Below are 19,299 nucleotides of genomic sequence, written 5' to 3' on the forward strand. Positions count from 1 at the left end.
TATTAGGCACGCCGCCAGCGTTCGTCCTGAGCCAGGATCAAACTCTCCAAGAAAGTTGATTTAGCTCATTTGTTACGTTGGCTTCATTTCAAAAAGAAATGAATATTATTGTTTGTTGACGTTTTTGTTTGTTTAGTTTTCAAAGAACAATCATAAAGGTAATTTGGAGCGGGTGATGGGAATCGAACCCACAACAACAGCTTGGAAGGCTGTGGTTTTACCACTAAACTACACCCGCATATTATATTTTACTGGTCGGGAAGACAGGATTCGAACCTGCGACCCCTTGGTCCCAAACCAAGTGCTCTACCAAGCTGAGCTACTTCCCGCAATAATGGCGCGCCCGAAAGGAGTCGAACCCATAACCTTTTGATCCGTAGTCAAACGCTCTATCCAATTGAGCTACGGGCGCAATATTTTACAAGCAACTTTTATATCTTAACAAATCTATTTCGTCTTGTCAAGATTTTTTTGGTGCGGCCGAGAGGACTTGAACCTCCACGGGGTTGCCCCCACTAGGCCCTCAACCTAGCGCGTCTGCCATTCCGCCACGACCGCGAATAAATTAGCGGCAAAACTAATCATACTAAACTTACACGCTTATTTCAAGTGGTAATTAATGGTGCGGGTGAAGGGAGTCGAACCCCCACGCCTTGCGGCGCCAGATCCTAAGTCTGGTGCGTCTGCCAATTCCGCCACACCCGCATATTTAAGATGGCTGGGCTAGCTGGATTCGAACCAACGAATGACGGAGTCAAAGTCCGTTGCCTTACCGCTTGGCTATAGCCCATCAAAAACAATTGTAAAAATAAATAATGGCGGTCTGGACGGGACTCGAACCCGCGACCTCCTGCGTGACAGGCAGGCATTCTAACCAACTGAACTACCAGACCATTATCTTTTGAGAAACAGGAAATGAGCTATTGTTCATTTCCCATCCCTGATGACCCCTACGGGATTCGAACCCGTGTTACCGCCGTGAAAGGGCGGTGTCTTAACCGCTTGACCAAGGGGCCTTTAACTACGGAGAAGGAGGGATTTGAACCCTCGCGCCGGTTACCCGACCTACACCCTTAGCAGGGGCGCCTCTTCAGCCTCTTGAGTACTTCCCCATATGGCTCCGCAGGTAGGACTCGAACCTACGACCGATCGGTTAACAGCCGATAGCTCTACCACTGAGCTACTGCGGAATAATAAGATTTAATAAGGCAATTACCTTATCGACTCTTCATATTATAATGACGTTAGGATTCAAAGTCAACATCATTTTTCAAGAAAATCATTTTCCATTTTCTTACGTTATTCTTTGATTACCTCTTTAATTTTCTTTAGCCTCCCTCGGCATTTCCCGCAAACATACCGGCTTGTATCGATACTTCTCTTTCTTTGATAACGGAGGCGGCAGTTTGTGCACTCGTATAGGAGTATTTTTTTAAAGGTTCTCTTTGGAGCTTTCTCCTTTAGCGGTGTACAAAATCGGGGTGCCCCAACTTTCTTTAGTAACCATTTAAAATCAAGATCACGATGCTGATACCCTTTTCCTTCAAGATGGAGATGATAATGACAAAGCTCATGCTTAATAATCCCTATTAATTCATTCTCTCCAAATTGCTCTAAATACTTTTTATTAATTTCAATATTATGTGTACCTAACAGGTATCTTCCGCCTGTAGACCGTAATCTAGAATTAAACTTGGCTTGGTGTAGAAAGGGTTTTCCAAACGCTTCAATGGATATCCTTTCAACCAGCCTTTGAAGCTCTGGTGCCTCCATTTTTCTCCCCACACTTTCCACTTCACTGTTTTCTTCTTCAAAATACTTTCAATACGGTACAAAATAACAAATACCTTTATATTTCTAGTGAACATGACAACCCATTATAGCATATATTGTATTTACCTTTAATGATTTACTTTCAGGAGGTTTTACTATGCCGACTTGGTTTCAAAACCAAATGAAAAGAGCCTTTTTTGAAAAGAACCGTTATCAAATCAAGCTTTTAAACCAATGCTGGTTTTTTTACAGAAAAAAACACTGCCCTTAAAAGCAGTGTTTTCCTTTACAGCTTGTTTATTGCTTTGCGGGAGGCAGCATCGTTAATGCTACACGTCCCTTGTTCATATCAACTGAATCTACCCAAACCGTCACAACATCCCCGACAGATACAATATCTAACGGGTGCTTAACAAATCGATTGCTAAGCTTTGATATATGGACTAATCCATCCTGTTTTACGCCGATGTCAACAAAGGCACCAAAATCAACCACGTTACGAACTGTACCTTGAAGTTCCATCCCTGGTTTCAGATCCTCTAATTTTAAAACATCCTTTTTTAATAGGGGACGGGGTAAGTCGTCACGCGGGTCTCTTTCCGGTCTTACTAAAGCGTCAATGATATCCTTTAAGGTTAATTCTCCTATCGCTAACTCTTCTGAAACAGCTTTTAGGCCCAATCCGTTAAGAGCTTCCTTTAACTCGTCTGTACCTAAATCCTTTGTTGAAAATCCAAGGGTGGATAATAACTTTTTCACTTCATCATAGTTTTCCGGATGAATTCCCGTACGATCCAGAGGCTCTTTTCCGTCAATTACCCGTAGGAACCCTATTGCTTGTTCATATGTTTTTGCTCCAAGCCGTGGTACCTTCTTTAATTGAACTCTGCTTGTAAATTTCCCTTCCTCTTCCCGCTTTTTCACGATATTGTTAGCCGCCGTTTTGGTTAAACCCGCGACATTTTGCAAAAGGGACGATGATGCAGTATTCACATTGACCCCTACACGGTTAACTGCAGTCTCCACCACGAAATTTAGCGATTCTGATAATCGTTTTTGGGAAACATCATGCTGGTATTGACCCACTCCTACGGATTTAGGGTCAATCTTCACCAACTCAGCAAGCGGGTCCTGTAAGCGGCGGGCAATCGATACAGCACTTCTCTCTTCTACTTGGAAATTTGGAAACTCTTCTCTTGCTAAATCAGATGCGGAGTAAACACTAGCTCCCGCTTCATTGACAATTAAATAAAAAATTTCTTCATCCATCTCTTTTAAGATATCCGCCACGAACTGCTCTGTTTCTCTTGATGCCGTTCCGTTTCCGATGGCAGCCATTTCTACCTTATACTCCCGTAGAATTTGAATGAACTTTTCTTTTGCTTCTTTTGTTTTTGAAACCGGTGGATGCGGATAGATGACATCAATCTTTAGAACCTTTCCCGTTTCATCTACAACAGCAAGTTTACAGCCTGTTCGATATGCCGGATCGACTCCGATTACGACTTTTCCTTTAAGCGGCGGCTGCAAAAGCAAATTCCGAAGATTTTCAGAAAAAATATGTATCGCCTGCTCCTCTGCTTTTTCAGTTAGTTCACTTCGAATTTCCCTTTCAATAGAGGGCTGGATTAATCTTTTATAACTATCTTCGATCGCCTCAACTACACTTGGCGCCGCAGGTGAATGCTGATTACGAATCCACTTTTTTGAAAGATAATTCAAGATTAGATCCGTATTCATTTTGATTGAAACTCGTAAAATATCTTCCTTTTCGCCGCGATTAAGAGCTAGAATCCGGTGGGGTACAATTTTGCTTACAGGCTCTTCATATTCATAATACATTTCATAAACTTTCTTTTCGTCCTTTTCCTCTTCCTTAACGGCAGATGAGACTGTACCAGATTTAAAGGTTTCGTTCCGAATCCATTTTCGCCCTTCAGCATCATCACTTACCCATTCCGCAATGATATCTTTAGCTCCTGCAATGGCATCCTCAACAGAAAGGACTTCTTTTTCTTCAGATAAGAACTCCTGTGCCTTACCTTCCACATTTTCTTTTGTGAAGGTCATGAGCCACTCCGCAAAAGGTTCCAATCCTTTTTCTTTTGCAACGGTTGCTTTTGTTCGGCGTTTTTGTTTATAAGGCCGATATAAATCTTCGACCTCCTGAAGCTTTTCAGCACGGGTGATGCTCTTGTTCAATTCTTCAGTTAGTTTTCCTTGTTCAGCAATGATCCTCAGAACCTCTTCTTTACGTTGTTCGAGGTTTTGAATATACTGCCAGCGTTCTAAAATATTGCGAATCTGCACTTCATCAAGCGCTCCAGTCATTTCCTTACGGTAACGGGCAATAAATGGTACGGTATTGCCTTCGTTTAGTAACGAAATCACACTTTTAACTTGCTTGGCGGAAATTGCTTGCTCGGATGCAATCTTACCAAACAACAACTGCTCATCTTTTACGACTGTATCATTCACTTAAACAATCCTCCACTTCATCATTTCCATTTTATTGTATCAAATAAAACTGAGCGATTCACCAACCATGGTTTTGCTTTTTTAGCAACAAAAAAGCAAGCCGGCGGGCTTGCTTTCAGCAGAAAAACACAGTAGAAGAGTAGAATATGTATAAAAAAACGCCCTTTCAAAAAGAGCGTGCTTAGCTAAAATTCGATGAGACCGATGCTTACACGCAAGGCATCATCCACTTTTTCCATCATTTCGTCATCGAGATGGGTAATTTTATCGGTTAACCGCTGCTTATCTATTGTACGAATTTGTTCTAAAAGAATGACTGAGTCTCGTTCAAAACCGTAGCGCTTCGCGTCTATTTCAACATGAGTCGGAAGCTTCGCTTTTTGAATTTGAGCTGTAATCGCTGCAACAATAACGGTGGGACTAAACCGATTCCCGATGTCGTTTTGGATGACAAGTACAGGACGGACGCCGCCTTGTTCAGAACCAACAACTGGGGATAGGTCCGCGAAATATACGTCACCACGCTTGACAATCAAGGGATTATCCTCCGCTTACAAGACGTTCTACTGTGTGTTCTGCCTCGTATTCTGCTTGAAATGCTTCAGATGCAATCCTTAAATTAATCTTAGCCATTTCCATATATCCACGTCTCATGGATTCGCGAATTTGTCTTTTTTTACGTTCGCGTAAATACATTTTTGTTGCTTGATAAATAAATTCGCTGCGATTCACATTTTCTAGCTTTACAAAACCATCTAACTCGGTTAAAAGATGTTGCGGTAATTTCACTAAGATCTCCGTAGTTGCGCCGGATTCAGACACAAACATACACCTCCACCATCACTACACACCAATTTTTCTCTGTACCATATTTTATAATAACACTAATCAACCTAAATGCATAGACTAATTATAATACTATTGTATTATAAGCCAATAAAAGATGCTTTTATGCACAAAAAGTCCGCAATAATATAAATATGTTTAAATTTAATAAATACGCCTTCATTTTTCTAAAGAAGATAGTTTTTTATTTCGGTTGCTTTTCCGCCTTTTTTATAAAGACGAGGGACTCGATTCGTTATAATACAGGGAACCTCGTAATTGATGGTCTCCAATTTTTTTGCAATTTCATTGATGGATATAAACTGATTGTTATCTTTCCCAATTAAGGTTACATTCGTACCAACAGGTACCTCATGCGGAAGCCGCACCATGAATTGGTCCATACAGATTCTGCCGACAATTGGCACACGTATTCCATTGATTAATACTTCCTGACCCTGCAATTTTCGAATCCACCCATCTGCATAGCCAACTGGGACGGTCCCAATCCATTCATCCCCGCTTGCCTCATACGTAGCACCGTAACTTATTTTATCACCTTTATACAGTTGTTTTACATGGACAAGCTTTGAGTGCAGCGAAAAGGCTTCATTCAAAGAAAATGGAATTTCAGATTCCATCTCAAGGGATGGTGTCAATCCGTACATAGCAATCCCCAGGCGGACGGCATTATAAATGCCGCTTTGAAATCTCAGCGTTGCGGCGCTATTACTGCAATGAACATACTTTGGACGTACCTTCAGCACACTTATTAACTCTTGGAATAACTCGAATTGCTGATTGAAATAATTTTGATTCAGTTCATCTGCTGTAGCGAAATGAGTATAGATTCCTTCAAGGTGAAAACGCTGATCAAGGGATACCAGTTGCTCAAAATCTTCAAGTTCTTCTTTACCGCGAATACCAAGTCTGCCCATTCCAGTATCCAACTTTATATGAACAGACACCCTGCTATCTATTTTTAAATGTTTTTGAGCCTCCAGCAGCCAATCCTTTTGAAAAACGGTAAGGGTTATTTGATTATCTGCAGCCATTTGTACGTCTTCGGCACGACTGGCACCTAATACAAGAATGGGTGCTGTAATTCCTTTTTTTCTCAAAGCAAGGGCTTCGTCCATAAAGGCTACAGCCAAATGCGTTGCACCCGCATCAAGCGCTTCTCTTGCCACTTGTACATCCCCGTGGCCATAGGCATTTGCTTTTACAACTGCAATGATTTCCACTTCATTGGGCAGAAGCTTTTTAACGGACGATACATTCGCATGAATACAATCCAAGTCTACTTCCGCCCATGTGTCTCGATAGAAAAAGCTGCGCTCTTCCATTTTTTCACTTCCTAAGAACGTTAATTAAACTCCAATAATATTTTATCATAAAACAATTTAATTGCTCCAAATCAAAAAGAAAACAGGCTTTAAAAAGCCTGCTTAAAATATCCTATTTAACAGCATCACCCTGTACGGATTGTGCTACTTCAATCATTTCATCTCTTGAAAGATTTTTCGAAGCAATCATGTAATCTACCCCGTCTTGCGTCCAAGAAATAGAGTGATCCGATACAGCACCAATGGTTGTTCCCAAATCTACCAAATCCCCTTCCACATACGTCGGTGAAGTGGAGGCATCTTTCACTGTTACTTTTTCCTGTACAAGTGTATAGGATTTTTTGCCGTCATAGGTTAAAACAACTCGTTTGCCGTCTTCAATGCTTACTTCATCTTCCTTAATTAACTTCGTACCAGAAATTTTGGCTGTTGGATATTTAACCGTAAAGGCAGCATCTTTTGGTTCCGCCATTGCAGGCATTCCGATTTGTGCCCTTGTCATATTCTTTTTCAATTTAAAATCGTCTTTATCAAAGCTTGCATTAAACTTCACTTTTTCAAATTCAACTGTTACAAGCGGATTTCGGTCAGGATCCATTACTTTAACCACTGCCGGTGATAAATCCTTCTTATTTAGTTTAATTTCTTGGAATGGGAGCATGCTATTATTTTGATAGCGTGTTTTCGTTTCAAATACATAGTAGTCCTTGGTTGAGGAGAATTTTGCCTCTTTATCCATCATAATATCTTTAATTAATGATTCATATAGATAAGCCTGGCTGCTGTTTTGCGGCCAATCGCTCTGGAATTTAAAGCTCTTATTTAAGGCAGGAGTTAGAACGAATACCCCTTCGTCATTCCTTAAAATCATCTGACTTTGGTCTTTTTCGGCATTTTTTAGATTTACTCGATAAAACTTCTTGTCCTTTTGCCAGATTTCAACATTATACACTTGAGAATCCGTGCCCATTTTTAGGGTCATTTTTGCATTTACTTTATAACCCGATAAATCATCAAGTTTACCACTTAACTCTTTTACTACATCACCCTGAGACTTCGACCCACAAGCTGCCAGCAAAAAGATGACCATTAGTCCCGTGATCAGCAGCATCAACTTTTTCCTCATTCCTTCAACCCCTTCTTGTCTCATTTCATATGATTATGGAGAAGAGAAAGGCAGGGGCCAGAATAATCGCTTATCAAAATGACCATAGCTGACCTTGTCTCTCCTAATTCTCTATGAATATATGAGACAACCTTTAGGAATATGCTAATGAGGAAGGTCAAGCAGTTATTTTTTTATCACTTCATTCTCAATAATCACTTGGGCCACAACATATTCTTTGCTATGAGAAATAGATAAATGGCCTTTGATTTCCGGCTTTACAAAATAGGGCTTTCCTAGAGAATCCGAATCAATCTCAATATCCAAAAAGGACAGCTCTTTTCCAATCCCTGTACCGGCAGCTTTCGAAAAGGCCTCTTTTGCTGCAAATCTTCCAGCTAAAAATTCAACCTGCCTCCGCTCTGAAAGCACCTCGAATTTTTGTTTCTCCTGGTCAGTTAAAATTCGGTCAATCAATTTTCGGTGTCTATGTAATAAATCCTGAACCCTTGACAATTCAATAATATCAATCCCAATCCCTTTAATCATGCTTCATCTTCCTTCTATTTGGTTTATAATCAGCATAAATAATAATGTACAAGTCGCAAAAGCTCCAGGAGGTACATATATGTTTACAAGAACGGAAAGCTTTCGTGAATTTATCCGTTTGTATCCAATTGTTTCTACTATTATTACCATTCATGTAGTTTTATTTCTTTTCACCGTACTGCCTATCTTCCCAAACTACTGGTTTTTTGAACATCTTTCAGGTGTAAACCTTTATATTTTGGAGGGAGAATATTGGCGGCTCATTACTCCGACCTTTTTGCATAGCGGTTTTACACATATGCTTTTTAATAGTGTTTCTTTGCTGCTGTTCGGCCCAGCGCTTGAACGAATGCTTGGCGGGGTAAAATTTCTATTGGTCTATCTTGTATCAGGACTGATTGCCAACCTCGCAACGCTTCTCCTTGAGCCGCTCAGCTATACCCACGTCGGCTCAAGTGGAGCGATTTTTGGCCTTTTTGGATATTATGTAGCGATTATTATTTTTCGTAAAAATTGGCTTTCGAGACAAAACTCACATATTATCCTCGTTCTATGCGTCCTCAGCTTAATTATGACATTTTTACAGCCAAATATTAATATTACCGCCCATTTATTCGGATTACTTGGTGGATTTTTCCTCGGAGTGATTCCCTATTACAACAAAAAGGAGCTTTCCAATTCAATTAAAGATGTCACTTATTGGGCAAGCGGAAAAAGACGACTGTTTACTTCTAAATCCCCCCTAAAAATTTTAATTTGGGGAATCGTTATATTAATCGTTATCATTGGCATTTTCTCACAAAAATAAAGAGAACCTCCATCCGTGGAGGTTTTTTCATTTTTCAAAGATATATTTATATGGAACAGGGAATTCTACAAAAAGTTTGTGAAGTGAAAAGTATGTATTTCTTTAAACCTATCTTGATTCTTTATTAAATGAAAACTCTGCGTTTTTAAGACTAGCTGCCCTCCTAATCGATTGTTCTACAACGTACTGAAAGCCATAAATAATAATCGCCAAGAATATACAAATAAAATACCAAGTAGTATGTTTCATCTTTATAAATTTGACAATTCCGACTTTTTTACCTATATAAGGTAATGGAAAAGCATTTATGACATCCAAAACCATATTTGTAAGTAGGTACTTTGGAAAATTTCCGAATGTTAATTTAAAGATCCATAGTGTTGCTACAAAATAAGGACCCAATATAAATGTAAAATCTATCGGACCAGGAGATATAGGGCTTTTAGTAATCCACCATTTTTTCTTATAACAAATTAGGCTGAATACGCTTAAAAATAAATTGGTAAAGCTTGCTACGGGTAAAAACCTAAAAAAACTTCTTATTCCCATAAAAGGAACGGTTAGCCAAGGAAAAATTAATACGGCTAAAGAGAATGCAATTTTCGTTTTATGCTTAACCATTAAGTTCCCCCTCAAATTGATCTTTTACAGTAATAATTCCATAAAAATATAATTTATCCAGACTAACCCAAATATACACGAATTAAATTAATACTTCTCCTCTTAACAAATAATTTTAATAGGTCTGTATTTTCTTAATATTCCATATTAGCGACTCAACCCCTGTAGAGAAATGCGCGATAGGATTCACTTGAGATATGTCAAATTGAAAAGGAGAAAAAAGGGTATTCCTGAATATCTCTATTTCTGCTTTTTGCAACGGCCAAGGCAGATGGTGTATTTCACCACAATAAATATTGCCTCCGTGATTCGAACTATAGAGGCAATAACGCTCAGTGAGCCAATGGTCTAGCGTTCCTTCCTTTGGAAAATAAACTTCCGATACCGGAACGTATTTCCCCTTAAATGATATAGGGGTTTTAAAATTACCGTTCCTACTACTTTCAATATGAAAGGATTGTCCTTCTTTTCGCAAAGAAATTTGTGCTGAATTATACGGTAAATGAAACCATCTTTTTGCAATCTTCAAGGAAGCCCAGTTCTTAACATCAATAGATAAAAAATAAATACCGGGTTTTCCATCGCATGTTACATATGTTCTTACATTCATTTCTGGAAATTTAGGGGTTAGGGAAATAGATGATACTCCACGGGGAAAGATTCCTTCTAAAACAAATACAATGACACCTAACCATGCGGAGCCATTAAAAGTATCAATTTGTAAAGAAGAAGGAATATATGGCCGTAGTATATTAAGTGGAATTGGCCAATGCAAAAACAATAAATTTTTCCAAGTTTGTCGCATAATCCAATATTTCGATGGTAATGGCCAAGATCGATGACCAAGATCATTCATTATTTTCATCAAAAAATCCCCCTGTTTTTATATGTATATAGTTTAGTGTAAATTGAAAATTTAATACGATGTTATATATATATAAAATCTAGACTGTTTTCTAAGTATTATCTTGATATTTATAAGATTTCCCTTTTTTTGGACATAATAAGATTAGTTGACTTTATTATTGAAACTTTGCGGAATTTGGAGAAATAACTATGGCAAACATTTTATATTATTTGACTTTTGGAATGGCAGCATTTATTTGTACTATTTTTATATTCATGCTTTTTGGATGGCGTTGGTTCATGAAACGAATGGTGAAACAAATGGGGAAAATTATTTTAACAGACAGTTATCAAGAAAATGTGATGGAATTGATGCCCGGACTCCGGCATATGGGCATACAAAATATGCTGGAAAATAGCTTGCGCGCTGAAACAGGCGATGTTCTCCACCGCCCGCTTGGCTCTTCAAAAAAATGGCCACATCTAGATGCGATTACCTTTATCCCTGCCCAAACGTCACCTTTTCCGATTGATGGTGAAGAAGATGTCGATGTGGAAGTAACCATTGGGCCACAAGCAAAAAAACCGATGAAAATAAAAATCCCGTTAATGATCAGCGGCATGGCCTATGGGATTGCCCTCAGTGAGGAAGTGAGAATCTCATTAGCACAAGCAGCGAAAATGACTGGAACCGCCATTAATTCTGGTGAAGGCGCAGTCTTACCTGAGGAAATCAATATCGGCGGAAAATATATTTTACAATTTTCCAAAACAGATTGGTCAAAAGAGGAAGAATTAATTAAGCGGGCTGATATGATCGAAGTTAAGTTGGGACAGGGGGCATTACTTGGGACAGGCGGGAAAATTTCTCCTAAAAATTTAACAGGCCGTGCCCGTGAACTGATGGGGTTAAAGGAAAACGAGGATGCCGTGCTTTATGATAACTTTGTAGAAAATCAAACTCTGGATGATTTGAAAGAACTAGTTGATGAGCTTCGGAATATAACAGGTGGTGTTCCCATTGGCTCAAAAATGGGCGCCGGCGGGAAAATTGAAGAAGATATTGATCATTTAATCTACATAGGTGTTGATTATATTGCAGTAGATGGCGGACAAGCAGCAACACTTGGTGCCCCCCCTATTTTATCTGACGACGTTGGAATCCCAACTTTGCATGCAATTGTCAGAGCAGCTAAACATCTAGAAAAGAGAAACATGAAGGGGAAAATTAGTTTGATTGCCTCTGGCGGACTTTTAGTACCCGGACATTTTTTAAAGGTGCTTGCCCTCGGAGCGGATGCTGTGTATTTAGGCTCCGCTATGTTATTTAGTGTCTCACATCCACAATCATTGAATGCCCTTCCGTTTGAACCGCCGACACAAGTTGCATGGAATCAAGGGAAATACAAGGATCAATTTAAGATTGAAGTTGGTGTAAAATCGGCAGAGAAATTCTTAACAGCAAGTACCGAAGAGGTAAAAATGGCTTTGAGAGCAATGGGAAAACGCTCTTTAAAAGAGTTATCAAAAAAGGATCTGGTATCCTATGATGAATTAACCGCCAAAATGGTTGGAATTCCGTTTTCCTTTGAACCGTGGGACGCAAAACAAATGGAGAATTAATTTACATGATACGATCAATTTTTTTATGTATTTGGAGAAGTGACTATGGCGAACCTATTGGTTTATTTAACTTTTGCACTCACATCTTTCTTATTTATCGTGGTTCTCTTCATGCTCGTCGGCTGGCGCTGGGTGATGAAACTAATCACGAAAAGGGCCGGAAAAATCATTTTATCTGACAGTTATCAAGAAAATATTATGGAATTGATCCCAGGCCTTCGGCATATGGGCATTCAAAATATGCTGGAAAATAGCTTGCGGGCAGAAACAGGGACGGTCCTTTCTCGCCCGCTTGGCGGCTCTTCTAAAAAATGGCCGCATTTGGATCCGATTACCTTTATCCCCGCACAAACATCACCCTTTCCAGTTGATGGTGAAGATGATGTAGATGTTACCGTTACCATTGGGCCAAGGGCCAAAAAACCAATGGAAATAAAAATTCCACTTATGATCAGTGGAATGGGCTTTGGGATTTCACTTAGTGAACAAGCCAGGCTTTCTTTGGCAACCGCTGCTAAAAAGACAGGAACAGCGATTAATTCCGGGCAAGGTGGCATCCTGCCCGAAGAATTAGACGCAGCCGGAAAGTATATTTTACAATTTTCTAAAACTGATTGGGCAAAGGAAGATCACTTATTTAGCCGTGCTGATATGATTGAAATTAAATTGGGCCAGGGTGCAATGGCGGGAATGGGCGAAAAAATCCTGCCACAAAGTTTAGCAGGTCGTGCACGTGAAGTAATGGGACTTGAGGAAAATGAGGAAGCAGTCATTCATGAAAACTTTTGGGAAGACCAAACCTTAGTAGATTTAAAACTAATGGTGGAGGAGCTGCGGGTACGATCAGGAGGAGTACCTATTGGTGTCAAAATTGGCGCAGGTGGAAAAATTGAAGAAGATCTAGATCATTTAATCTTTATGGGAGTTGATTTTATTACGATTGACGGCGGACAAGCTGCAATGAAGGGGGCACCGCCGATATTATTTGATGACTTTGGAATCCCAACCTTGCATGCTGTCGTAAGAGCTGTAAATCATCTAGAAAAAAGAAACAAGAAGGGAAAGATTAGTTTAATCATTTCAGGAGGCCTTTTAGTTCCCGGTCATTTTTTAAAAGTGCTTGCTCTCGGTGCCGATGCTGTCTATGTAGGCTCTGCCATGTTGTTTGCTCTCGCCCATGATCAAGTATTAAATGCCCTTCCATTTGAACCGCCAACACAAGCAATGTGGTATGACGGCAAGTTCAAGGATCAATTTAAAACAGAAAAGGGAGAAAAAACGGCGGAAAAATTCTTAACAGCGAGTACAGAAGAAATGAAAATGGCATTAAGAGCAATGGGAAAACGCTCTTTAAAAGAGTTATCAAAGAAGGATTTAGTATCCTATGATGAGTTGACGGCAAAAATGGTTGGAATACCATTTTCCTTTGAACCATGGGAAGACAACCAATTCGAGAAGTAATTCGGGTCCGGAGACATTACATTTACCCCAATTCCAAGTGCATACTCATCATTTGGGTCGTGATTTAAGTCCCGTTAGTGATTTTGTTCTGATCCCAAAAATATTTTTACTAAAAAAGGGGAATTCTAACGAAAAGTTCGTGGAGTGAGGACGTATGTCAATTTTTTCGAAATTCAAAAGTCTGCAGAAACCCCAAAACGAAAATAGCAAGGTTTTTTTAGGGTCTGATTTTGAAGTACGAATGGAATGGTTTAGAGACACCTTCCAACAAAGTATTGATATCACCTTTCACGAATTAACGGCTAATCAAACGCGCTGTGGGATTGTCTTTTTACAGTGTATGGTGGATCAGCAATTATTTGATGACCAAGTGTTAAAATATATTGTCTCTCCTAATTTTGCTTCATCATCTAAAGAATTAATTCATAAATTACTTGATTTACAATCCATCAGTACGATGTGCACTAGTATTCTCACTGAAATGCAAGAAGCAGCAGAAAATATCTTGGACGGAAAAGTTATTGTCTTTTTCGAAGGCGACAGCCGCATGATAGCTTTTCCTCTAACAAGCTTTGAAAAGCGAACCGGAAGTGAAACCACAAATGAGAATGTCATCAGGGGTCCAAGAGAAGCATTTTTGGAGGATATTCATACAAATGTCACCATGATCCGGAGAAGAATAAAATCTCCTGCCTTAAAAATGGAACAACTTGTACTCGGAAAATATACAAAAACGAAAGTCATCCTTAGTTATATCGAAGGACTTTGCCGGGATGACTTAATTGAAGAAGTGAAACAAAGAATAAATCGGATTAAAATAGATGGCGTCTTAGCGAGCAGCTATATTGAAGAGTGTATCGATGATCGGCCATTATCACCATTCCCTCAATCACAAAAAACAGAGCGCCCGGATGTGGCGGCGGCAGCCTTACTGGAAGGAAGAGTAGTTATTTTTGTAGACGGTGACCCGATCCCGCTTATTGCACCTGTTAATTTTTACATGTTCCTCCAAGCCGCTGAAGATTATTACCAACGATATTTTCTTACTAGTTTTATTCGATTGCTCCGCTACGGCTGGTTAATTGTTTCGCTGACTTTCCCATCCTTTTATATAGCGATTACCACCTTCCATCCGGAAATGATTCCTACGAGTCTTTTATTAAGTGTTGCTGCATCACGTGAGAATGTACCATTTCCAAGCATCGTGGAAGCATTTCTGATGGAACTTGCCTTTGAAGGTTTACGTGAGGCAGGAATTCGTACTCCAAAAGCTGTCGGTCAGGCAATTGGAATCTTAGGGGCAATCATCATTGGTCAAGCAGCCGTCCAGGCAGGAATAGTTTCTGCCATTATGGTGATCATCGTTTCGATTACCGGGATTGCCTCCTTCGTGATACCCGGTTATGATTTAGGATTTTCGGTCCGGTTGCTTCGGTTCCCTCTTATGATTTTAGCGGGCACGTTTGGAATTTTTGGATTAATGATTGGCACAATTCTAATCTATATTCATGTGGTAAGCATTCGTTCATTCGGAATGCCCTATCTTTCTCCAACAGCCCCACTTAGAACGAGTGATTTAAAAGACATTTTTATCAGGGCTCCTTGGTGGATAATGCAGCGCCGCCCCTCTTTTTCCGGGTCAAATGATCGAAATCGATCAAATGTCGAGAAATCCATACTCGAGGATGATGAAGATTAATGAAAAGACTAAAATGGCTCATCTTGCTATTTCCATTATTATTAACAGGCTGCTGGTCACAATTAGAACTCAATGAACGTGCTTTCGTCGCCGGCATCTATGTTGATAAGGCAGTGAACGGCAACATGGAGATAAGTCTTTCGTTTACCTTGCCTAATCGTCTTGTACCTGGTGATCTTGGCGGTGCAGGTTCAACTGGAAAACCCTATACCATTCTTTCTGCAACTGGGAAATCGTTTACGGAAGCCTATAAAAAAATACAGGCAACCCTAACTAGAAATATCAGCTGGGGACATACGAGGATCATTATCATTAGTGAAGAAATGGCCAGGGATGGTATTAAAGATGTATTAGAATTTGTTGTCCGGGAACCAAGTTTGAATATTAATCAGGCTTTATTAATTGCACCAGGAAAAGCAAAGGATATCGAAAAATTAACACCGATATTTGAACGATTTCCAAGTAGCATTCCCATATCTTTTACGCAAAGAAAGGTCACTGTTGATACAACAACAAAAGACTTCCTTGAAGCAAATAGCGGTGATATGATTGTCGGCCTTTTATCTAAGAAAACCATGAAAATGCTAAGTGAAGGTGGGAAAGAGGGGCTTTTTGTCAGTCCTGGAGAGATGGCCTTATTTCATCATTATAAAATGGTCGGAAAATTAGACACAAAAGTGGGCCGGGGGGCTTTCTGGATTCGCAACTTGATAAAAGGTGCCGAAGTTACCATAAATTCTCCGACAGATCAACATTTGATTAGTTTATTAGTCATGAACGCCCATTCAAAGATTCGCCCTTCCAAAAACGAACCTTTCACTTTTAATGTCGATATAAATGCGGAAGGGAATATTTCTGAATCTCATTCCAATATCAATTTAACAAATGAAAAAAACATAGCTCAGCTTGAGCAAACAGCCGAAAAACAAATCCGAAATAGGATTAAAGCCGCTTTAAAGGCTTCTCAAGAAGAAAAAGCAGATGTTTTTCAATTCAGTGAATATCTATCCTGGCATAAACCAAAGATATGGAAAAAGGTAAAAAATAACTGGCCTGAGGTTTATCGTGAAAAGGTAAAATTAAATGTTCACGTTGATTTAAAGATTAAACGACCAGGGTCCGAAAATGATCCATTTTGGATAAAGGGAAGAAATTTATGACTTTGATTATCCTTGGCTTTCTCATAATATTTTGTTACGAATGGACGTACTTAAAAAGCAAAAATCGTAAAAAAAGAACCTACTGGATTATCTTCTGTATAATGGGTGCTTCCTTTTTTTACTGTATTTCAACTATCCTATTCAAACAACTACCTAGTCCAAGTGATTTGATTCAATTTCTATTTAAACCAATCCAACAGAAAATTATAGGTTAGGTGAACCTTTTTTGAAAAATGAACAGATTTCCCAAAATCAACTATTACTTTTTTTCATTCTTTATTTTTTCTCCACATTGGTTGGATTTGGTGCTAGTCACCTGATTTACCTATCCCAGTACGACTCATTAATTGTTCTATGTTTAAGCGCCTTAACAGGGATTATACTTGCCTTTTTTGTCATAAAACTGGCGAAGCGAAGACCTAATGAATTTATCGTCCATTATGGAAAGGAGATTTTCCCCAACTGGATTCATATTTCTTTTATGGCCATTTTCTTTGTTTCCCTTTTGAACAGCAGCGCTCTGATTCTAAGAGAATATGAAGATTTTATTGTCCAAATTTATCTTCCCAAAACGCCGAATTGGGCAGTTGGCTGCATGTTTGGAGTGGTAGTAGCCGTTACAGCTCGATTAGGATTTGAAAATTTATTCCGAATTGCTCAAGGGTTATTTTACCTTGTAATTATTGCAAATATCGGAAATATGCTTTTTATTGGCAAGGAATTGCGTTGGGAACGCTGGATTGCCTTTATTACAAACCATAGCGGACAAGGAATCTTTATGGGCAGCTACTCCACTGCTCATTTTTTTGGAGAGGCCTTTATTTTACTTTTTTTGTTTCCCTATTTGACGCAAAAACATAAAACCTTTAAATCCATTATCTGGGCATCCTTTTTCTCTATTCTATTTATTTCATCCAATATCATCTGGCTATTATTGCTGTTTGGACCAAATTTGGCAAGTCACCTGACCTATCCAATGTTAGAAATGATTCGCTATATCCGTATTGCAGATTTCATCCAAAACCTTGACCATTTATTAATTTCTATCTGGGCCACAACGGTTTTTATCAAAGTTACTGTTTTATTTACGATTTCTGTTCAAATCCTTGCCCAGCTATTTCGCTTGAAAGATCATCGTCCTCTAGTGTTTTCGTTAACAGCGGTAATGATTGTCTTATCCATAAACACATCAAGCGGATTTGCAGAAATGACCAGCCTTTTTACTCAATCGTTTGCCACCTTTTCCTACAGTTTGGAGTTCATTCCTTTACTATATTTAATCATGGACACTGTTAAACGATCCTTAAAGAAGAAAGCAGATAAGAAGTTGAATGCAAGCTAAAAAGAGCATGGACAATTAGTCCATGCTCTTTCCTATTTTAATGATTATAACTTCTCGGCTTTGATTTGCCTGACGTTCTTTTTTCACCGCTTCTTGGTTTTACCGGTGATTTCTTTCTGCGGTCAGAATTAAACCCTCTAGAATCGTCTCTTCTTCTGCGGTCCCGATCCTGCGGTCTTCTTTCCCTTTTTTGCGGAAGCGGTTGTTCTTCTGTCAGCTTAACAGGAGTAGTATCCGGTTCCTTCGTCAACATTTTCAAAACAGCTGCAACAACAGTGGAAGCGTCATTTGCTTCAAGTAATTCTTCAGCAGCCGCTTTATAATATTGAAGGTTATTGGCTTCAATTGTCTGAAGAATTTTGTCCACTACTGCACGCTGCTGTCCTTCTAATGCTTCATCAAGGGTTGGCGGCTTCATTCTTTCCATCTTACGTTTTGTAGTTTTTTCAACCACATTCAGGTAAGATTTTTCCCTTGGTGTAATAAAGGTCATCGCAACCCCTGTTTTACCCGCACGGCCTGTACGTCCAATACGGTGAACATAGCTTTCAGGATCTTGAGGAATATCAAAATTATATACATGGGTTACACCAGAGATATCAAGTCCCCTTGCAGCTACATCCGTAGCGACAAGAACATCGATCGAGCCTTCTTTAAATTTACGAAGGACAGAAAGACGCTTCGCCTGACTAAGGTCGCCATGAATTCCTTCAGCCGTATAGCCTCTAAGGTTTAAAGCTTCTGCTAACTCATCGACACGGCGTTTCGTCCGTCCGAAAATAATCGCAAGTTCTGGTGATTGGATATCCAAAAGTCTTGTGAGCACATCAAATTTATTTTTTTCCTGCACTTCCACATAATATTGTTCAATGGAAGGAACAGTCATTTCTTTTGCTTTGACACGGACAATTTGCGGAGCCTTCATAAACTTTTCAGCCATTCGCTGAATCGGTCCCGGCATGGTTGCGGAGAACAGTAAGGTTTGGCGCTCAGTAGGGATTTCCGCTAAAATCGTTTCAATATCTTCAATGAATCCCATGTTTAACATTTCATCTGCTTCATCTAGGATGGCTGTATGAACATGGTCTAAACGAAGTGTTTTTCTATTAATATGGTCAAGCACACGGCCTGGTGTTCCGACAATAATATGTGGAGCCTTTTTTAGAGAACGGATTTGGCGGCCAATATCCTGGCCTCCGTAAATTGGTAAAACGCGCACCCTTTTACCTGCTCCAATTTTGTAAAGTTCTTCTGATACTTGAATCGCAAGTTCACGGGTTGGAGCAATAATAATCCCTTGGATTGCTTCTACACTTGTATCAACTTTTTCTACCAATGGAATACCAAACGCAGCAGTTTTTCCTGTTCCTGTTTGAGCCTGCCCGATCAAGTCTTTATTTTCTAAGCTCAACGGAATTGTTTCTGCCTGAATTGGCGTTGCTTCCTCAAAACCCATTTTGAGGACAGCCTTTAATGTTGCCTGGCTAATACCTAAATCTTGAAACTTCGTCAATGTTTTCAATCTCCTTCATCTATTTAAAAATTGTATTCGTACTGACTGTATCGTTACGCATCAAAATGCCCAAATTTATTTTATCAAAAAAAGACATTCCTCCATAGGAGTATGCCCTTGTTTCCTCGTTCTTAAGACACGTTGATGATA

At 39.4% G+C, this 19,299-nt stretch carries 17 protein-coding genes and 10 tRNA genes; 7 read left to right on the forward strand and 20 right to left on the reverse strand.

Annotated elements, in window-relative coordinates:
* Positions 1–164 precede the first annotated feature (164 nt).
* The 11 genes from ACFQZ9_RS14045 to ACFQZ9_RS14095 form a co-directional block, all read right to left on the reverse strand.
* Positions 165–238 (reverse strand) — tRNA-Gly (locus ACFQZ9_RS14045).
* 14 nt (positions 239–252) lie between these two features.
* Positions 253–329, reverse strand: a tRNA-Pro gene (locus ACFQZ9_RS14050).
* Between the two features lie 6 nt (positions 330–335).
* Positions 336–412, reverse strand: a tRNA-Arg gene (locus ACFQZ9_RS14055).
* 60 nt (positions 413–472) lie between these two features.
* A tRNA-Leu gene (locus ACFQZ9_RS14060) sits at positions 473–558 on the reverse strand.
* A gap of 62 nt (positions 559–620) precedes the next feature.
* Positions 621–705, reverse strand: a tRNA-Leu gene (locus ACFQZ9_RS14065).
* A gap of 10 nt (positions 706–715) precedes the next feature.
* Positions 716–790: transfer RNA gene (locus tag ACFQZ9_RS14070), tRNA-Gln, on the reverse strand.
* 26 nt (positions 791–816) lie between these two features.
* Positions 817–893, reverse strand: a tRNA-Asp gene (locus ACFQZ9_RS14075).
* 51 nt (positions 894–944) lie between these two features.
* Positions 945–1,016: transfer RNA gene (locus tag ACFQZ9_RS14080), tRNA-Glu, on the reverse strand.
* Positions 1,017–1,024: 8 nt separating this feature from the next.
* Positions 1,025–1,112, reverse strand: a tRNA-Ser gene (locus ACFQZ9_RS14085).
* A 3-nt stretch (positions 1,113–1,115) separates the two neighbouring features.
* A tRNA-Asn gene (locus ACFQZ9_RS14090) sits at positions 1,116–1,190 on the reverse strand.
* A 109-nt stretch (positions 1,191–1,299) separates the two neighbouring features.
* Complete coding sequence (locus ACFQZ9_RS14095; protein WP_198313539.1) at positions 1,300–1,773, reverse strand: SprT family protein; 474 nt, start codon at positions 1,771–1,773, stop codon at positions 1,300–1,302.
* 157 nt (positions 1,774–1,930) lie between these two features.
* On the opposite strand from ACFQZ9_RS14095, the gene cmpA reads away from it, so the two are divergent.
* Positions 1,931–2,044 carry a cortex morphogenetic protein CmpA gene (cmpA, locus tag ACFQZ9_RS14100; protein WP_198313540.1) on the forward strand — a complete coding sequence of 38 codons (114 nt, stop codon included), beginning with the start codon at positions 1,931–1,933 and terminating at the stop codon, positions 2,042–2,044.
* Positions 2,045–2,070: 26 nt separating this feature from the next.
* Here cmpA and ACFQZ9_RS14105 read toward each other — a convergent pair whose 3' ends face one another.
* The 6 genes from ACFQZ9_RS14105 to acpS form a co-directional block, all read right to left on the reverse strand.
* A complete protein-coding gene (locus ACFQZ9_RS14105; RefSeq protein ID WP_198313541.1) occupies positions 2,071–4,251 on the reverse strand; it encodes a Tex family protein in 2,181 nt (726 codons plus the stop codon).
* Positions 4,252–4,436: 185 nt separating this feature from the next.
* Positions 4,437–4,787, reverse strand: a complete 351-nt coding sequence (locus ACFQZ9_RS14110) for a type II toxin-antitoxin system PemK/MazF family toxin (protein WP_026574157.1) — start codon at positions 4,785–4,787, stop codon at positions 4,437–4,439.
* Positions 4,788–4,791: 4 nt separating this feature from the next.
* Entirely contained in the window at positions 4,792–5,073 is a 282-nt protein-coding gene (locus ACFQZ9_RS14115) for a CopG family ribbon-helix-helix protein (RefSeq protein ID WP_026574158.1), read from the reverse strand.
* Positions 5,074–5,264: 191 nt separating this feature from the next.
* A complete protein-coding gene (gene alr, locus ACFQZ9_RS14120) occupies positions 5,265–6,422 on the reverse strand; it encodes an alanine racemase (RefSeq protein ID WP_498944278.1) in 1,158 nt (385 codons plus the stop codon).
* Positions 6,423–6,534: 112 nt separating this feature from the next.
* Positions 6,535–7,548, reverse strand: coding sequence for a LolA family protein (locus ACFQZ9_RS14125; protein ID WP_198313543.1), 1,014 nt, complete (start codon positions 7,546–7,548; stop codon positions 6,535–6,537).
* Between the two features lie 165 nt (positions 7,549–7,713).
* The gene (gene acpS / locus ACFQZ9_RS14130) at positions 7,714–8,076 is read right to left on the reverse strand and encodes a holo-ACP synthase (RefSeq protein WP_498944279.1); all 363 of its coding nucleotides are present in this window, start codon (positions 8,074–8,076) and stop codon (positions 7,714–7,716) included.
* 79 nt (positions 8,077–8,155) lie between these two features.
* Here acpS and ACFQZ9_RS14135 point away from each other — a divergent pair, with 79 nt between their 5' ends.
* Positions 8,156–8,884 carry a rhomboid family intramembrane serine protease gene (locus tag ACFQZ9_RS14135; RefSeq protein ID WP_498944280.1) on the forward strand — a complete coding sequence of 243 codons (729 nt, stop codon included), beginning with the start codon at positions 8,156–8,158 and terminating at the stop codon, positions 8,882–8,884.
* Positions 8,885–8,992: 108 nt separating this feature from the next.
* On the opposite strand, the gene ACFQZ9_RS14140 is transcribed toward ACFQZ9_RS14135, so the two are convergent.
* Entirely contained in the window at positions 8,993–9,505 is a 513-nt protein-coding gene (locus ACFQZ9_RS14140; protein WP_198313546.1) for a hypothetical protein, read from the reverse strand.
* A gap of 115 nt (positions 9,506–9,620) precedes the next feature.
* Positions 9,621–10,370: a YqjF family protein gene (locus ACFQZ9_RS14145; RefSeq protein ID WP_498944281.1), complete on the reverse strand. Its 750-nt coding sequence runs from the start codon at positions 10,368–10,370 to the stop codon at positions 9,621–9,623.
* Positions 10,371–10,561: 191 nt separating this feature from the next.
* On the opposite strand from ACFQZ9_RS14145, the gene ACFQZ9_RS14150 reads away from it, so the two are divergent.
* The 5 genes from ACFQZ9_RS14150 to ACFQZ9_RS14170 all read left to right on the forward strand — a co-directional run bounded on the left by ACFQZ9_RS14150 (position 10,562) and on the right by ACFQZ9_RS14170 (position 17,636).
* Entirely contained in the window at positions 10,562–11,974 is a 1,413-nt protein-coding gene (locus tag ACFQZ9_RS14150) for an FMN-binding glutamate synthase family protein (RefSeq protein WP_498944282.1), read from the forward strand.
* Positions 11,975–12,019: 45 nt separating this feature from the next.
* The gene (locus ACFQZ9_RS14155; RefSeq protein WP_498944283.1) at positions 12,020–13,435 is read left to right on the forward strand and encodes an FMN-binding glutamate synthase family protein; all 1,416 of its coding nucleotides are present in this window, start codon (positions 12,020–12,022) and stop codon (positions 13,433–13,435) included.
* A 154-nt stretch (positions 13,436–13,589) separates the two neighbouring features.
* Positions 13,590–15,134, forward strand: a complete 1,545-nt coding sequence (locus tag ACFQZ9_RS14160) for a spore germination protein (protein WP_498944284.1) — start codon at positions 13,590–13,592, stop codon at positions 15,132–15,134.
* Positions 15,134–16,294, forward strand: coding sequence for a Ger(x)C family spore germination protein (locus tag ACFQZ9_RS14165; RefSeq protein ID WP_498944285.1), 1,161 nt, complete (start codon positions 15,134–15,136; stop codon positions 16,292–16,294). The genes ACFQZ9_RS14160 and ACFQZ9_RS14165 overlap by 1 nt, the downstream gene beginning before the upstream one ends.
* Positions 16,295–16,520: 226 nt before the next feature.
* Complete coding sequence (locus ACFQZ9_RS14170; RefSeq protein ID WP_498944286.1) at positions 16,521–17,636, forward strand: GerAB/ArcD/ProY family transporter; 1,116 nt, start codon at positions 16,521–16,523, stop codon at positions 17,634–17,636.
* Positions 17,637–17,673: 37 nt separating this feature from the next.
* Here the strand turns inward: ACFQZ9_RS14170 and cshA are convergent, their stop codons facing one another.
* Entirely contained in the window at positions 17,674–19,149 is a 1,476-nt protein-coding gene (cshA, locus tag ACFQZ9_RS14175; RefSeq protein WP_498944287.1) for a degradosome RNA helicase CshA, read from the reverse strand.
* Positions 19,150–19,299: the final 150 nt, after the last annotated feature.

This window comes from Neobacillus sp. GCM10027624, assembly GCF_042675345.1.
Lineage (GTDB): Bacteria > Bacillota > Bacilli > Bacillales > Cytobacillaceae > Neobacillus > Neobacillus cucumis_D.

What these genes read in the sequence shown, in the direction of transcription:
- ACFQZ9_RS14095 (WP_198313539.1), bottom strand. Translation starts at nt 1,773, where the DNA reads ATGGAGGCACCAGAGCTTCAAAGGCTGGTTGAAAGGATATCCATTGAA.
- cmpA (WP_198313540.1), top strand. Translation starts at nt 1,931, where the DNA reads ATGCCGACTTGGTTTCAAAACCAAATGAAAAGAGCCTTTTTTGAAAAG.
- alr (WP_498944278.1), bottom strand. Translation starts at nt 6,422, where the DNA reads ATGGAAGAGCGCAGCTTTTTCTATCGAGACACATGGGCGGAAGTAGAC.
- ACFQZ9_RS14125 (WP_198313543.1), bottom strand. Translation starts at nt 7,548, where the DNA reads ATGAGGAAAAAGTTGATGCTGCTGATCACGGGACTAATGGTCATCTTT.
- acpS (WP_498944279.1), bottom strand. Translation starts at nt 8,076, where the DNA reads ATGATTAAAGGGATTGGGATTGATATTATTGAATTGTCAAGGGTTCAG.
- ACFQZ9_RS14135 (WP_498944280.1), top strand. Translation starts at nt 8,156, where the DNA reads ATGTTTACAAGAACGGAAAGCTTTCGTGAATTTATCCGTTTGTATCCA.
- ACFQZ9_RS14140 (WP_198313546.1), bottom strand. Translation starts at nt 9,505, where the DNA reads ATGGTTAAGCATAAAACGAAAATTGCATTCTCTTTAGCCGTATTAATT.
- ACFQZ9_RS14145 (WP_498944281.1), bottom strand. Translation starts at nt 10,370, where the DNA reads ATGAAAATAATGAATGATCTTGGTCATCGATCTTGGCCATTACCATCG.
- ACFQZ9_RS14150 (WP_498944282.1), top strand. Translation starts at nt 10,562, where the DNA reads ATGGCAAACATTTTATATTATTTGACTTTTGGAATGGCAGCATTTATT.
- ACFQZ9_RS14155 (WP_498944283.1), top strand. Translation starts at nt 12,020, where the DNA reads ATGGCGAACCTATTGGTTTATTTAACTTTTGCACTCACATCTTTCTTA.
- ACFQZ9_RS14160 (WP_498944284.1), top strand. Translation starts at nt 13,590, where the DNA reads ATGTCAATTTTTTCGAAATTCAAAAGTCTGCAGAAACCCCAAAACGAA.
- ACFQZ9_RS14165 (WP_498944285.1), top strand. Translation starts at nt 15,134, where the DNA reads ATGAAAAGACTAAAATGGCTCATCTTGCTATTTCCATTATTATTAACA.